Source organism: Bacillus sp. N447-1 (assembly GCF_022701035.1).
GTDB classification, from domain to species: Bacteria; Bacillota; Bacilli; order Bacillales; family Bacillaceae_G; genus Bacillus_A; species Bacillus_A cereus.
The window spans coordinates 875,471-889,915 of sequence record NZ_CP065509.1 but is presented as its reverse complement, the minus strand read 5'-3'; the positions used below and the strand labels follow the sequence as shown (position 1 = coordinate 889,915).

The window sequence follows — 14,445 nt, the reverse complement described above, 5'->3', positions numbered from 1 at the left end:
TTTTAATTTGTGAGTATAACGGCTTCTAATTTAGGATCTTTAGTTGAATAACCTACTATTGAAATTGTATAAATAACATTTGGTTCAACATTGAATTTTGGTATAGTCAATAAAACGTTTTTATTATCTGCGAGTGAAATTTCAATATCTGCTGTACCAGGGCTAACTTGCAAAAAATCTGTTATTTGTTTAAAGAGTACATTTTCAAATAAATGATCCCCATCTTTTAAATCTACGTTTACAACAGGGGTATCTGGAGAGAAATGTGCAAACCGTATTTTGGCTTGACCAGCTGGTAAATGTGTATTATCAAGTATAGGCTGTAATTGTAGGTGATTATCACTATTTATTGCAGCAAGAGTATAAGTATGATTTCCCATTATTGGTACCAACGCTGAAAAGATTGGAGTTTCATTTCCGACAGGAACAATATCTATACGGTATTTACCTTGCACTAATGATAAATAAGGGCTGAATTGCTTAAATGAAATATTTTTAATAACCTTTTGTCCGTTTACTAAAATGTCAACCGCTGGTATATTTGGATCGGCATGAAAAATTCTTATATGTGACGGTAAAGCAGCTTCTTGTGAGTCTCTTGTTTCATACGCCTGTACAAGTTTTGATAGTGCATCGTAATATTTCATATATAATTCTATATATTTTTTAGGATTACGAAACTGATAGTAACGTGCGAGTTGTTCGTATTGTGTAACTTCTTGTCCATATTTTTCGATTTCAGATTGAGACATGAACATTCCTCCTTTGTCATCATTAAAACTATATGCAAAGCAAGAAAGCGGTTATGCAAAAAAAATGATTTTATAAAGGGAAAATTAAAAATTGACAACAAATATGTTTTCATAAAGAGGTGCTGGTGCTTACGAGAATTTCGCAGAGTAAAGCAGTACATATGATTGTACGAAAGTAAAATAAATGCCAAATTGAAAGTGCATTTCAATTAACATATTGAATACATGTCCAAAAATCGCTAGAAAACTAGGGATTTTTTTAATTATAGGCAAATACACATACAAAGTGATAATTGTCCTACATAAATTATAAAGGAAAGATACTTTGAATCTGAGGAAAGGAGTGCCACTTCGGGATAGGGATATCCCGATAGTAGTTGTGAATGAAGTTATGAAAAGGTTTTGTGTTATAGGCTGTAGGATGAATTTGTAAACTTCATTTTTCTATTTATTTTAGCAATTGACAGTATTAACCCATAAGAGAGCGTCATGACGAACTGATTAGTGTGGTTAATCGGTTCTTTTTTTATAGTTTAAAACTGAAAAGTTTACATAATGAATAGGAATCTGAATTGATTAGTAAGGTGGGTGTCGAAATTTGTTTTAAAATATGCAATTTAAAGTAGGATAATAGGAAGGAGTTTAACGGGAGTTCCGTCGAAGTGTACAGAATGTCGGCATTTAAGGACAGTTGGCATTATGCTATAAAAACATTTGGTGATGTAGTCATTTCATATAAAAAGGAGGGTTATTTGGGCGTATAGAAAAGGGTTGGTCTTCGGTTTTTTAGTTCTGAATTTTCTGTTTTATAAAAATTTTTAAGCACTCATTTGTATATTTTATAATAGTTTTTTGATAAATTCACTGCTTTTGCAGAGGATTCTTTTTTATGAAAGAAACGTCAATTTTCTTCATATATATATACAAATTGGAGAAATGGGGGAGCGCTATGCGCGATTACTTAATTAAACCACTTGTTGGTCAGCCGTATCCAATGATTTCACATGGAAAAGGTGTTTATTTGTATGATCAAAATGGCAATAAATATTTTGATGGTTCGTCAGGAGCAATTACGGCAGGTATTGGGCATGGCGTAAAGGAGATTGCAGACGTTATTAAAAAGCAAGCTGAGGAGATTGCTTTCGTTTATAGATCACAGTTTACGAGTGAACCAGCTGAAAAATTAGCGAAGAAGTTAAGTGATTTAAGTGTAGGAGATTTGAACTGGAGTTTTTTTGTAAATAGTGGCACGGAAGCGAATGAAACAGCTATGAAAATTGCAATTCAGCATTTTCAAGAGCGAGGTATTCAAGGGAAACATAAAATTTTATCAAGATGGATGAGTTATCACGGTATTACGATGGGTGCTTTATCGATGTCTGGGCATCCACTACGTAGACAACGTTTCGTATCTATTTTGGAAGATTATCCGACTATACCAGCTCCATATTGTTTCAGATGTCCTGTTCAAAAGGTATATCCAACTTGTCAGCTGGCATGTGCGACTGAACTAGAAAGATCAATTGAAAGAATTGGTGCAGAGCATATTGCTGCTTTTATTGCTGAGCCGATTATCGGAGCAGCTGGAGGCGCGGTTGTTCCGCCGAAAGACTATTATAAAGTCATTAAAGAGATTTGCGACCATTACGATATTTTATTTATTGCGGATGAAGTAATGACTGGGCTTGGTCGTACTGGAGCATGGTTTGCGATGGAGCATTGGGGCGTAGAGCCGGATATTATGACACTTGGTAAAGGGTTAGGAGCGGGATATACACCGATGGCAGCGACAGTTGTAAGTGATCGTGTTATGGAACCAATATTACGTGGATCACGTTCAGTAATGAGCGGTCATACGTTAAGTGCAAATCCATTGTCTGCAGCAACGGCTTTAGCTGTTATTGAATATATGGAGAAACATAATCTTCCTGAAAAAACAGCAGAAAAGGGAGAGTATTTAATAAAAGGCTTACAGAAAGTTCAGCAACAATCGACAATCATTGCTGATGTGCGCGGAAAAGGGTTGCTAATCGGGGTAGAATTGCAACCGTTTACAAAAGCGTCAGAGCTTATTTCAGTTGCAGCTAAAAATGGTCTGCTTTTATACCAAGCAGTTTCAGGGCAAGCAGGAAAAGAAGATAGTGCACTGCTTGTAGCACCGCCAATGACAACTACATATTCCGAGTTAGATGAATTACTTTCAATTTTCTCTAAAAGTGTGGAAGAGATGATGCAAAAAGGAGGGCATAGTATCGCATGACAACTATTACAAATACATTCGGTAAATTAAAAGAAATTGAGGAAGTAATTTCTTTGTTCCATGATGATATGACATTGATGTTTGGGGGATTTGGAGGGATTGGATCCCCTCCATCTTTAATACAGGCAATTTTAGAAAAAGGCGTTACAAATTTAAATTTAATTGGAAATGACACTGGATTTCCTGATGTAGGTATCGGTCGTCTTGTTACAAATGAAAGAGTTAAATCAATAATTACTTCTCACATTGGCTCCAATCCAAATGCAGGAAGGCAACTAAACGAGGGAAGGTTACAAATTGAGTTTTCTCCGCAGGGAACATTAGCAGAGCGTATTCGCGCTGGTGGCGTTGGTCTTGGTGGTGTTTTAGTTGATGTTGGTGTTGATACGATTGTGGAAGAGGGAAAACGAACAGTTGAAATGAATGGTAAGACCTACTTAGTTGAAACAGCATTAACTGCTGAAGTTTCAATTGTATATGCGAAAAAGGCAGATCCGTTTGGTAACCTTGTATTTGACAAAAGTGCACGAAATATGAATCCCCATGTAGCTATGGCTGGGGATATAACAATTGTAGAAGCAGAAGAAATAGTCCCGCTTGGAAGTTTAGATCCAGAGGAAATTGTCGTTCCAGGTGTTTTCGTAAATTATATTGTACCGTCGGAAGGAGTGAACTGGAAATGGGTATGGGCGTAGAAGTGAGGGATAAGATTGCTAGGCGTGCGGCGAAAGAAATACAAAATGGTATGATTGTAAATTTAGGTATTGGCATACCATCGCTTGTACCAAATCATTTGCCTGAAGATATAAATGTTATGTTTCATGCGGAAAATGGAATCGTCGGCATGGGACCAACGCCAAGTAAAGGGAATGAAGATGAAAATTTGTGTAATGCAGCAGGTTTACCAACTTCTCTTATAACAGGAGCAAGTTATTTCGATAGCTGCACAGCGTTTGGGATGATTCGAAAAGGTTTGCTAGACATAACGATTCTTGGTTCATTACAAGTAAGTGAAAATGGTGATTTAGCAAACTGGATTGTACCTGGAAAACGTGTTCCAGGTATTGGTGGAGCAATGGATTTAGCACAAAAAGCGAAGCGGGTCGTTGTTGTGATGAATCATGTTGATAAGTACGGAAATGCAAAAATTGTTTCAGAGTGTACATTGCCATTAACTTCAAAGAAATGTGTAGATTTAATTATTACTGATATGGCAGTCATGGAGGTAACTCCGAGTGGACTTATATTACAAGAATTAATGAGCCCATACACAGTAGAAGATGTAAAACGACATACAGAAGCTGATTTTCAAATTAGTTCTAACTTACTAGTAATTGAATGAAGGGAGATGTAATATATGGAGCAATTAAAAAAGCAAGTTTGTGATTATATTGAGAGCCATGAAGAGGAAAGTGTGAAATTTTTAAAACGATTAATTCAAGAAAAGAGCGTATCTGGTGATGAAAGCGGTGCGCAGGCAATTGTGATTGAAAAATTACGTGAATTAGGTTTAGAGCTCGATATATGGGAGCCTTCTTTTTCTAAAATGAAAGATCATCCTTATTTTGTATCACCCCGTACAAGTTTTTCAGATAGCCCAAATATTGTAGCAACTTTAAAAGGAAGTGGCGACGGGAAATCTATGATATTGAATGGGCATATTGATGTAGTTCCAGAAGGGGATGTGAATCAGTGGGAACATCATCCTTATAGCGGTGAGAAAATCGGAAATCGTATATATGGCCGTGGAACGACGGATATGAAGGGCGGAAATGTCGCACTTATGCTTGCGATGGAAGCGATTATTGAATCTAACATTGAATTAAAAGGAGACATCTATTTTCAAAGTGTAATAGAAGAGGAAAGTGGCGGAGCAGGGACATTAGCAACTATATTACGAGGATATAAGGCAGATGGTGTCATTATTCCGGAGCCTACTAATATGAAGTTTTTCCCGAAACAACAAGGTTCCATGTGGTTTCGTCTACGTGTAAAAGGGAAAGCTGCACACGGTGGAACGCGCTATGAAGGGGTTAGTGCAATTGAAAAAAGTATGTTTGTTATAGAACATGTAAGAAAGCTAGAGGAGAAAAGAAATAGTCGAATTACAGATCCGTTATTTAAAGAAATTCCGATTCCAATTCCAATTAACATTGGGAAAATTGAAGGAGGGAGTTGGCCAAGTTCTGTTCCCGATGAATTAATTTTAGAAGGAAGATGCGGTGTTGCGCCGAATGAGACTATAGAGGCGGCAAAAGAAGAGTTTGAGAATTGGATTGCTGAATTAAATGATGTGGACAATTGGTTTGTTGAAAATCCAGTAGAAGTAGAATGGTTTGGAGCGAGATGGGTTCCTGGTGAACTAGAAGAGAATCATGAACTCATTACGACACTTCATCACAACTTTGTTGAAATCGAAGGGAACGAACCAATTATTGAAGCATCTCCGTGGGGGACTGATGGAGGTTTATTTACACAAATTGCAAACGTACCAACAATAGTATTTGGTCCAGGAGAGACGAAAGTAGCACACTATCCAAACGAATATATAGAAGTTGATAAAATGATAGCTGCCGCAAAAATTATTGCATGTACATTACTAGATTGGTGTGAGGTGAAAAAATGAAATACTATGAATCTTTTAGAGAACAGACGAATTGTTATACAGTAGAAGGTGTTTTAGATTATTTTAATAAGCGTATTCGGGTAGATCACTATACAGGAAATGTTGAAAGTATTATACAGACAATTGACGAACTAGCAGAGAAACATTCTTTCACTAAATGTATTATTAAAGGAAAGGGAGAGCATGTTTCAACATGGCTCTCTTTCGGTTTTTTGTTGGAAGCAACGATACCTCATTATTTTCAAGGACACGATGCATACTTTTTTGTGAAATATAATAATGATGAAAGACGAAATAGTATGCATTGGATTGAGGAAGATACTATATTAAGCGGTGTAAAAGGAAAAGAAATAAAAGAAAAAGTAGTTCCAGAGAAATTTTTGCTGAGAAAAGCGACTGAAGAAGATGCAGAAGAATTAGCAACTGTATTCGGAAAAGTATTTGAAGTGTATCCGACACCTTTAAATGAAGCGAGTTATGTATTACAGACGATGAAAGAAGACGATACAATTTACTACGTGTATGAATTTGAGGGGAAAATTATTAGTACAGCATCTGCAGAAATGAACATAAAGGAAGGGAATGCAGAATTAACGAATTGTGCTACTTTACCTGAATACCGTAAACATGGATTTATGAAAAGTTTACTAATTAAATTAGAGGAAGAACTTCAAGAAAGATCTATTTTCTGCTCCTATACAATTGCTCGATCGCTTTCTTTCGGAATGAATGCTGCCTTTCATCAATTAGGCTATACGTATACAGGAAGACTGGCGAATAATTGCTACATTTTCGATAAGTTGGAAGATATGAATATATGGGTGAAAGATCTTTCTAGCTATTCGAAAGCAGTAAAACTTCCGCCTCAAAATTTGGCTGTAAAGCAAAACAGTTAGGTGGAGCTGGGTGTTTGAAAAAGCCGTACTAATTAGAGTTTCGAGTTATCTAATGAAAATATAAAATTGATTAAAATTATAGAACGGAATCGTCATGCTTACAATCGCACATAGGTGTGCCGAAAATTCGGCATGTAATTGCTGGATTTTCGGCAAAAGGGGGGATGACATTGCTAGCAGTTTCGACACAAGAAGTCATTGAAGCGATTTTGGGCAGTATTGATGAGGCTATACACGCTGTAGATGAAAATGGAATTACAATATTTTATAATTCTGTAGCTGCAAAACACGATGGATCGAAGATTGAAAAAGTGTTAGGGAAACATCTGTTAGAAGCGTTCCCGTCTTTATCAAGGGAAACGAGTACATTGATGAAAGTACTAGATACAAAAAAACCTATCGTACATCAGGTACAACATTATCAAAATTTAAATGGTGAAGATGTTTGTACAGTAAATACGACGTTACCTATTTTTATAGATGGGAATATTGCTGGGGCTGTTGAAATTGCAAAGGATTACTCTACAATTCAAAAGCTTACTGACACAATTGTTGACTTACAGTCGAAAATAAAGCGATCATCTAGAAAAAAAGTGATTAAAAAGCACGCTGCATTTGAGACGATAGTGACAAATGATACGCGGTTTAAACAGACGAAAGAGTTAGCACAAAAAGTAGCACCAACAGACGCGAATGTTTTAATATATGGTGAAACAGGAACAGGAAAAGAACTGTTCGTACAAGCAATTCATGAAGCTTCTAAAAGAAAAAACAAGCCATTTATTGCACAAAACTGTGCAGCTTTACCAGAGTCGCTATTAGAAAGTTTATTGTTTGGAACGACAAAAGGAAGCTATACGGGAGCGATTGAAAGAGCTGGGCTATTTGAACTTGTTGATGGTGGGACATTATTTTTAGATGAACTGAATTCAATGCCTCTTGATTTGCAGGCAAAAATGTTACGAGTGTTAGAAGATGGAGTCATTAGAAGAATTGGTGATAATAAGACGAGAAAAGTAGATGTTCGTGTTATTACCGCGATGAACCAGCCTCCAGAAATATGTTTACGAGAGAATAAAATTCGCACTGATTTATATTATCGCTTAAACGTATTTTCATTATATATCCCACCGCTTCGTGAAAGAACTGAGGATGTACTATTATTAGCATCTTATTTTTTGAAAGAATATAATAAAAGTTATAAAAAAGGTGTACTTCAAATTGATGAGGAAGCGAAAGATAGACTGCAAGCTTATCAGTGGCCTGGAAATGTACGGGAGTTAAAACATACGATTGAACATGCTGTTATTATTGCAGAAGGGAATACATTAACAGCCAATTGTTTACCACGTACATTTCGGAAAGAGAAGTTTTCGAAGAAGAAGGGTATAATGCCACTTAGAGAAGCACTTCATCAAACAGAAAAAGAATTAATAGATCAAGCGTTGATTGAAACGGAAGGGAATATATTACAAGCCGCAAAAATGTTGGGTATCCCTCGTCAAACGCTTCAATATAAACTGAGCAAGTACGACAAAACCGCCGAATAATCGGCGGTTTTTGTGTGTTTGCACGAATAAAAGAGCGTTTACATATATAAAAAGTAATGAATATGATGTTAAGTATTGATTTCATACAACGCTTAAAAATATTTTTTCGCTTATGTAATAGGGTTCTCCGCACATTTACTTATCAACAATGTAAAGTTGGCATAACTATTGCTTATATAAAGGATGAGCGTATAAAAAGGGGGAATAGCAATGTTACATGATGTATACAAACCAAATCGTCACTGGAAGGATATCGAATTATGGAAAGATGTTACTGAAGAGCAATGGAATGATTGGGTTTGGCAATTAACGAATACGATCAAAACGTTAGATGACTTAAGAAAAGTGATTAACTTAACACCTGAAGAAGAAGAGGGCGTTAAAATTTCAACGAAAACGATCCCGTTAAATATTACACCGTACTATGCTTGGCTAATGAATCCTGATGATCCACGCTGTCCGATTCGGATGCAATCAGTACCGATTTCGGAAGAGTTATATAAAACAAAATATGATTTAGAAGACCCACTTCACGAAGACGAAGATTCACCAGTTCCAGGGCTAACACATCGCTATCCAGACCGTGTACTATTCTTAGTAACAAATCAATGTTCTATGTATTGTCGTTACTGTACACGTCGTCGTTTTAGTGGACAAATTGGAATGGGTGTACCGAAGAAACAATTAGATGATGCAATTGCTTATATTCGTGAAACGCCACAAGTACGAGATGTATTAATCTCCGGTGGTGACGGACTTCTAATTAACGATAAAATTTTAGAATATGTATTAAAAAATTTACGAGAGATTCCGCATGTTGAGATTATTCGTATCGGAACGAGAGCACCAGTAGTATTCCCACAACGTATTACAGAAAACTTATGTAACATTATTAAAAAATACCATCCAGTATGGTTAAATACACATTTCAATACATCTATTGAAATTACTGAAGAATCGAAAAAGGCATGTGAAATGTTAGCGAATGCTGGTGTTCCAGTCGGAAACCAAGCAGTAATTTTAGCTGGTATTAACGACAGCGTTCCAATTATGAAAAAACTTATGCATGACTTAGTAAAAATCCGTGTACGTCCATACTACATTTATCAATGTGACTTATCTGAAGGTATCGGTCACTTCCGTGCACCAGTATCTAAAGGTCTTGAAATTATTGAAGGTTTACGTGGACACACATCTGGTTATGCTGTTCCGACATTCGTTGTTGATGCGCCAGGTGGAGGCGGTAAAATTGCACTTCAGCCAAACTATTTAATCTCACAAAGTGCAGATAAAGTTGTACTTCGTAACTTTGAAGGTGTTATTACGACGTATCCAGAGCCAGAGAGCTATATTCCAGGAAGAGCGGAAGGATACTTTAAAGAGATTTATCCGAACTACGAAGAAAAACGTTCAGATGTTGGTATCGCAGGTCTTATGAGCGATAAGAAATTTAACCTCGTTCCAGACGACTTACAGCGTATGAACCGTCGTAAAGACTACGAAGATAATGATACTCATGCATCTTTAAAAGATAAACGTGATAAGCGCGATCAATTAAAAGATAAAAAATATCAAGCACAAATGGCTAAGTTAGAAGAAAACGACAAAAAAACTGAGGGTGATGCAGTATGAATTGTATGTGGTGTGACAGTACAGAAGCGAAAGAAAGCTTGAATACTGTATATTGGGAATTACCAGATGGTACGAAAGCCATTGAAATCCAAGAGACACCATGTATTTCTTGTTCCTCGTGCGGGATGGACTATCAATCAGACCATACAGTAAAAGAAATTGAAGATCAATTATTCTTAATTTACACGAAAGATTTACCAAAACAACTAACATATGAAGAATTAATGGGAAGACCGCGTCTATTAAAAAGAAATTATTTCGACTTTTAACCAGCTTTTATGCTGGTTTTTTTCTTTTTTGCCTTGTATAATGTACCCAAGTTAGAAAGGTAGGGAATATTTTTGAAAAAGACATTTTACCATTATATGATGAAGCATCGTGCAGCTTTATTTAGAAATGAAATTTCAGATTTAGCAGAGGCGATGTATGATGATTTAAGTTTTCCGAAGCAATCTGAAGACTATGATGAAATTAGTTCATACTTAGAGTTGAGCGGAATGCTAGAAAGTATGTCTATATTTGATGAAGCCTGGGATTTATACATACAAGATAGATAAAAACTATTTGAAAACATACAGAATACATTACTTTATTTAAAGTGAAGTATTCTGTATGTTTTATTATGAAATTTGTTGATTTAAAGCTAGTCTAGTTACTAGCTTTTGTTTGAGTGTAATGTAAATTTTATAAGATTATATTTTTTATTGAAAAAATTTATGAATATAAGCTTCTGTGATAAGCGTTTTTATGTAGGTTGCATATACTGATATCAAAATCACGACGTCAAAAAAAGGAGAGATAGAGATGGCAAGAAAAAAACAACCTAAATACAACGTAGGGGACATAGTCGTGATTACGCTATATGGAACCGTTGGGAAAATCACAAATGTTAATTTTCTATTTTTACTCGGTGGATATTATGTTATCATTCCTAATACATATATTAAGAGGTGAAGTAAATGGGATTAGCCGCAATATACTTACGCTTATCAAGAAACGAAGAGCAACTAAACATAGATGAGATTTTATTGAACCATCGAAACGCATTAACTAAGCTTGCAAAACAGCAAAAGTTGACTTATGACATCTATCAAGAAATCTCAAGTGGAGTAAATACGGAACGGCCGGAACTTAATTTATTGTTAAGCAGATTAGATGATTATGACGCTCTCCTTGTAATGGATATAGACAGAATTTCACGTGACAATGCTCATGCTGAAGAGATTAAGAAGATGTTGATTATCCACGACATTAAAATTTTGACTCCTCAAGGTGCAATTGATTTATCACAGGAAAGTAATGAAATGCTTTTCTCTTTCCAAGCAATGATGGCGAACTTTGAATATAAACAAATTCGTAAAAGATTGGGAAGGGGACGATTAGCAGCAGCAGAGCAAGGAAAATGGACAATGAGTAACAGAGTCCCTCTAGGTTATAAAAAGAACGAAGAAAAGCGTTTAGAAGTAGTTGAAGATGAAGCTAAAATAATTCGATTTATTTTTCAAAAGACGTTAGAACGAGTTAGTGCCAATGAAATTGCGAAGCAGTTAGATATACTTGGATGGAGAAGCAGGCAAGGGAAAGTATTAACTTCGACGCACATTTCAAATATGAGAAGAAATGTTGTTTATTATGGAGTTGTAAAAGCAGGTAGGAAAGTAAATGGTAGAGTCGTTGATGAAGTGTTTGTTGAAGACGCACATGAACCAATTGTAAGTAAGCAAATGTTTTTAGAAGTCCAAAAAATATTGGAGGAAAATACGACTGGCAATTTCTTTAATAAGTTAAAAGCGACAAGAAAGCTCCAAAATTTAATTTACTGTAACTGTTGTAAGAGGAAACGATACATACAATGCGATGGAAATGGTATTGATTATATTAAATCATGTATCTATAAAGTTGATAATAATAAATGTAGAGATCGTGGATACAAATATGAACCAATTGAGCAATTTGTATTACAAAAAATTAAAGAAAAGAAGCCAGCTTTTGAACAAGAACTGCAAATGCTGAAATCTCTTGATACGACAGAGGTAGAAAAGAAACTATTAATTCAACGAGAGTCTTTAGAGAAACAAATAAACAGATTTAATAAACGTCAACGGAATCTTAAAGAAATGCGGATGGATGGAGAAATTTCAAAAGCTGAGTTTTATGAGATGCGTGATGAAAACGAAGAACAAATCAAACAAGTTAAGCAACAGATGGAGCTCATTGATATTAAACTCGAGAATTTATCTAATACAGATGAGGAACAAGCTAGATTACAAGATGCTATTAAAAAACTAGATAACTTAGAAGAACTTAAAGCAGAATCATGTAATACATTTTTGAAGAAATTTATAAAGAAGATATGGTTCAGTAGTAATACAGAAGCGAATCATGACACAACAAGACCAAGAGAAGACGCTACAATAGAAATTGAATGGCTATAAAATAAGTCTTCAGAATGGCTCTTAGGAGGCCTTATAAGGCTAGCTGTTGAATTGAAATGTAGGTTTAATATGTAAAATAAGGAGGTTGGAGCATGAGCGCAGAGGACATTTTAAGACTCATTGAAGAGATGGAAAATGGAGAACGTTGGAAACTTCTTGATAAAATGTACGACTTATATTTCAACAAAAGCGGGAATTATGAACCTTTAGATGAAGATTATTGACCTGAATGAAATCAGGTCTTTTTTTATTTGTTCACAAATCTGTCACATTTATCACTTTAAAGAACGTATGTTCGAGATATAAGAGTAGTGTAAATAAAAATACTACTGGAGGTTATTATTATGACAAATGTGCAAAAAGAAAGATTCGACGCAAGAAATATTACAAAGGCAGATTTGGAGAAAGCGGACAGAATTATTCGTGAGAGGGACTACAATTATCAAGTAGACCTCAACATTCTTTATACTTTGCGTTCGTTAATTAATGATGAAATCCGTAATGCGGAAAATAAGAGGGAAGCGTTCTATCAAGCAATGCAACGACATGATACTAGAGTGTTTAAAAGACCAGAAGATTTTGCTCCCATCAATATTGGAGGGTGGCCTATTTATCGCTATCTGGAGGTTTTAAGGAAAGTTAAAACTTTAGGTGGTACTGAATTTGACGAATATTGGAGTGCAGACCGAGCTTAATGCTCGGTCTCTTATCAATTATGTATATTCGAATTTAAGATTTTAGAAAATCTATATAAATGACGTTCTGAATATTCCTTTCTATTAGTTGCCCAGTGAAGTTTTTTTATATATGCATTGTTATTTAGAGTCCATTGAACTGAACCATGACCCATTATTGTATTAGTTGTAGCCCATTCTTTAGCTTCTCCAACACTATCAAATCTTTTAATAACTACTTCTGATCCATCGGCTAATTTTTTATAACAAACTACTGGAATTGTACCTGTACCACCTCTACCCATTTCTTACCCCCCTTTTTTCTTTCATTATTTTATCACAACTAGGCTTATGCTCAGCTTTTTAATTATAAAATCAATATTTTATAATTAAAAACAAAATTGAACATTAGATCCTAAAGCAGCTTAAAAATCTTTTAATTTGTGGCTTCCATATAAATTATACTTTCTTGGTAAAGTAAGTATAATTTTATCCTTCCCTCTCGTTTTCTCCATTATATTTGTGAATCGTTTTAAATCTAGTGGAATTTTTTGAATTTCAACATAAAGATAGCAATTCGATATTGCTACTTATTTCCTATAGAGTATAATATTATATGTAACATAATAGTTTTTTTCAGAGAGAGGTAGGCCAATGCCATTAAGAATTGAAATTCCTGATGCTAGTTTAGAATACCTATCAAATGGGGCAAAGGAAGAACTTAAAGAAAGTACTCTTAAGTATGCCGACGGTATTATTAAGGAAGCAGGGAGATTAGAAGCAGCGTATAGAACCGGTAATAATGATCCTGAAATTATAAGGCAAACAATTAAAGATGCAGTAACTTATCAAAAAAGTCCCTATAACAGAAGTAAGACCTCAAAAAAAGCAATTATTTTCCAAGCAGTCGCAGCTCTCACTACCTTTATTAGTGGGAATGTATTGACTCTTTGGGCAGTTAATACATCAAATACAACTTTATTATGGTTATTTGGGGCTACTTCTATTGTTGCGATAATTACCACAATTTTATCCTTTGTTGGGAGGGACAACTAAATGAGAGATTACAATAATAATAAACTCCAAGAGGGTACTCAAGTAATTTTAGATAATCTATCTGAAGAATATAAGAAGTTATTAGTGGAGAAGGCACTAGTTAACAACAATTTAAAAAGAACAGAGGATATACTTCCTAGGGATCTCATGATTCTTAATGAAGAGTTTAAGCGTTCGCTTAATATGAATAAATATAATCCCAAAAGAGAAAGATCAATAAAACTAATTAAACTTGTGGGTATGCTTTACACCATAATCGGGATTTGGTTGTACATATATACAAATATAAGTGTTGAGAATTCTATGCAGAAGATAAGTGTACTGTTTGCCGGTATAGGAGTTTTAACTACAGTATTAGCGTATTTTTATGGTTTCTATGTAGATCAATTATCTATAAGAAAAAACAGTACTTTGAGCTTGGACCGGAAAATGAATATAAATTAGTTCAGAAGTGGAATGAAATTGAAAAACTTTCTTATCTGATTATTAATAAGGAGAATGATGTCTCTGATAATGTTCCAATCACAAAAGTATTTAACATTTTGTTTAATAAGAAAATTTTAA

General features: G+C 35.0%; 17 protein-coding genes. 15 read left to right on the top strand and 2 right to left on the bottom strand.

All coding sequences use genetic code 11. The features are described from left to right. Positions 1-2: 2 nt before the first annotated feature. The gene (locus IQ781_RS04400) at positions 3-752 is read right to left on the bottom strand and encodes a DUF4397 domain-containing protein (RefSeq protein WP_000083284.1); all 750 of its coding nucleotides are present in this window, start codon (positions 750-752) and stop codon (positions 3-5) included. A gap of 949 nt (positions 753-1,701) precedes the next feature. Between IQ781_RS04400 and IQ781_RS04395 the strand changes: the two genes are divergently transcribed. The 13 genes from IQ781_RS04395 to IQ781_RS04340 all read left to right on the top strand — a co-directional run bounded on the left by IQ781_RS04395 (position 1,702) and on the right by IQ781_RS04340 (position 12,846). Next, the gene (locus tag IQ781_RS04395) at positions 1,702-3,012 is read left to right on the top strand and encodes an aspartate aminotransferase family protein (protein WP_001205882.1); all 1,311 of its coding nucleotides are present in this window, start codon (positions 1,702-1,704) and stop codon (positions 3,010-3,012) included. Then, positions 3,009-3,707, top strand: a complete 699-nt coding sequence (gene atoD / locus IQ781_RS04390) for an acetate CoA-transferase subunit alpha (RefSeq protein ID WP_000208102.1) — start codon at positions 3,009-3,011, stop codon at positions 3,705-3,707. Before IQ781_RS04395 ends, atoD begins: the two co-directional genes overlap by 4 nt. Then, positions 3,692-4,354, top strand: coding sequence for a CoA transferase subunit B (locus IQ781_RS04385; protein WP_000525293.1), 663 nt, complete (start codon positions 3,692-3,694; stop codon positions 4,352-4,354). Before atoD ends, IQ781_RS04385 begins: the two co-directional genes overlap by 16 nt. Positions 4,355-4,369: 15 nt before the next feature. After that, positions 4,370-5,638: a peptidase gene (locus IQ781_RS04380; RefSeq protein WP_000436698.1), complete on the top strand. Its 1,269-nt coding sequence runs from the start codon at positions 4,370-4,372 to the stop codon at positions 5,636-5,638. Continuing rightward, positions 5,635-6,534, top strand: a complete 900-nt coding sequence (gene ablB / locus IQ781_RS04375; RefSeq protein WP_000878594.1) for a putative beta-lysine N-acetyltransferase — start codon at positions 5,635-5,637, stop codon at positions 6,532-6,534. The genes IQ781_RS04380 and ablB overlap by 4 nt, the downstream gene beginning before the upstream one ends. 164 nt (positions 6,535-6,698) lie before the next feature. Continuing rightward, positions 6,699-8,084 (top strand): arginine utilization transcriptional regulator RocR, encoded by a 1,386-nt coding sequence (gene rocR / locus IQ781_RS04370; protein ID WP_011110073.1) that lies wholly within the window; start codon positions 6,699-6,701, stop codon positions 8,082-8,084. Between the two features lie 210 nt (positions 8,085-8,294). Further along, entirely contained in the window at positions 8,295-9,716 is a 1,422-nt protein-coding gene (gene kamA, locus IQ781_RS04365) for a lysine 2,3-aminomutase (RefSeq protein ID WP_000902142.1), read from the top strand. After that, a complete protein-coding gene (locus IQ781_RS04360; protein ID WP_000995763.1) occupies positions 9,713-9,985 on the top strand; it encodes a YokU family protein in 273 nt (90 codons plus the stop codon). Before kamA ends, IQ781_RS04360 begins: the two co-directional genes overlap by 4 nt. Before the next feature lie 72 nt (positions 9,986-10,057). Next, positions 10,058-10,273 (top strand): YozE family protein, encoded by a 216-nt coding sequence (locus IQ781_RS04355; protein WP_000750717.1) that lies wholly within the window; start codon positions 10,058-10,060, stop codon positions 10,271-10,273. A 247-nt stretch (positions 10,274-10,520) separates the two neighbouring features. After that, on the top strand, positions 10,521-10,670 hold the full coding sequence (locus IQ781_RS04350) for a hypothetical protein (protein ID WP_165362287.1): 150 nt from the start codon (positions 10,521-10,523) through the stop codon (positions 10,668-10,670). Between the two features lie 5 nt (positions 10,671-10,675). Continuing rightward, positions 10,676-12,151 (top strand): recombinase family protein, encoded by a 1,476-nt coding sequence (locus tag IQ781_RS04345; RefSeq protein WP_242808242.1) that lies wholly within the window; start codon positions 10,676-10,678, stop codon positions 12,149-12,151. Positions 12,152-12,243: 92 nt separating this feature from the next. After that, positions 12,244-12,375: a hypothetical protein gene (locus IQ781_RS28145; protein ID WP_255289642.1), complete on the top strand. Its 132-nt coding sequence runs from the start codon at positions 12,244-12,246 to the stop codon at positions 12,373-12,375. Positions 12,376-12,495: 120 nt separating this feature from the next. Beyond that, positions 12,496-12,846, top strand: a complete 351-nt coding sequence (locus IQ781_RS04340; RefSeq protein ID WP_242808241.1) for a hypothetical protein — start codon at positions 12,496-12,498, stop codon at positions 12,844-12,846. A gap of 14 nt (positions 12,847-12,860) precedes the next feature. On the opposite strand, the gene IQ781_RS04335 is transcribed toward IQ781_RS04340, so the two are convergent. Further along, positions 12,861-13,130 (bottom strand): hypothetical protein, encoded by a 270-nt coding sequence (locus tag IQ781_RS04335; protein ID WP_242808240.1) that lies wholly within the window; start codon positions 13,128-13,130, stop codon positions 12,861-12,863. A 349-nt stretch (positions 13,131-13,479) separates the two neighbouring features. On the opposite strand from IQ781_RS04335, the gene IQ781_RS04330 reads away from it, so the two are divergent. Together IQ781_RS04330 and IQ781_RS04325 are read left to right on the top strand one after the other, a co-directional pair. Continuing rightward, positions 13,480-13,881 (top strand): hypothetical protein, encoded by a 402-nt coding sequence (locus tag IQ781_RS04330; RefSeq protein WP_242808239.1) that lies wholly within the window; start codon positions 13,480-13,482, stop codon positions 13,879-13,881. Continuing rightward, a complete protein-coding gene (locus IQ781_RS04325; RefSeq protein ID WP_242808238.1) occupies positions 13,882-14,325 on the top strand; it encodes a hypothetical protein in 444 nt (147 codons plus the stop codon). It begins immediately after the preceding gene. The last annotated feature ends 120 nt before the right edge of the window (positions 14,326-14,445 follow it).

Coding starts and splice junctions, on each gene's coding strand:
- IQ781_RS04340 (WP_242808241.1), top strand. CDS start 12,496: ATGACAAATGTGCAAAAAGAAAGATTCGACGCAAGAAATATTACAAAG.
- IQ781_RS04335 (WP_242808240.1), bottom strand. CDS start 13,130: ATGGGTAGAGGTGGTACAGGTACAATTCCAGTAGTTTGTTATAAAAAA.
- rocR (WP_011110073.1), top strand. CDS start 6,699: ATGACATTGCTAGCAGTTTCGACACAAGAAGTCATTGAAGCGATTTTG.
- IQ781_RS04345 (WP_242808242.1), top strand. CDS start 10,676: ATGGGATTAGCCGCAATATACTTACGCTTATCAAGAAACGAAGAGCAA.
- IQ781_RS04330 (WP_242808239.1), top strand. CDS start 13,480: ATGCCATTAAGAATTGAAATTCCTGATGCTAGTTTAGAATACCTATCA.
- IQ781_RS04380 (WP_000436698.1), top strand. CDS start 4,370: ATGGAGCAATTAAAAAAGCAAGTTTGTGATTATATTGAGAGCCATGAA.
- IQ781_RS28145 (WP_255289642.1), top strand. CDS start 12,244: ATGAGCGCAGAGGACATTTTAAGACTCATTGAAGAGATGGAAAATGGA.
- IQ781_RS04400 (WP_000083284.1), bottom strand. CDS start 752: ATGTCTCAATCTGAAATCGAAAAATATGGACAAGAAGTTACACAATAC.
- atoD (WP_000208102.1), top strand. CDS start 3,009: ATGACAACTATTACAAATACATTCGGTAAATTAAAAGAAATTGAGGAA.
- IQ781_RS04385 (WP_000525293.1), top strand. CDS start 3,692: ATGGGTATGGGCGTAGAAGTGAGGGATAAGATTGCTAGGCGTGCGGCG.
- ablB (WP_000878594.1), top strand. CDS start 5,635: ATGAAATACTATGAATCTTTTAGAGAACAGACGAATTGTTATACAGTA.
- IQ781_RS04325 (WP_242808238.1), top strand. CDS start 13,882: ATGAGAGATTACAATAATAATAAACTCCAAGAGGGTACTCAAGTAATT.
- IQ781_RS04395 (WP_001205882.1), top strand. CDS start 1,702: ATGCGCGATTACTTAATTAAACCACTTGTTGGTCAGCCGTATCCAATG.
- kamA (WP_000902142.1), top strand. CDS start 8,295: ATGTTACATGATGTATACAAACCAAATCGTCACTGGAAGGATATCGAA.
- IQ781_RS04360 (WP_000995763.1), top strand. CDS start 9,713: ATGAATTGTATGTGGTGTGACAGTACAGAAGCGAAAGAAAGCTTGAAT.
- IQ781_RS04350 (WP_165362287.1), top strand. CDS start 10,521: ATGGCAAGAAAAAAACAACCTAAATACAACGTAGGGGACATAGTCGTG.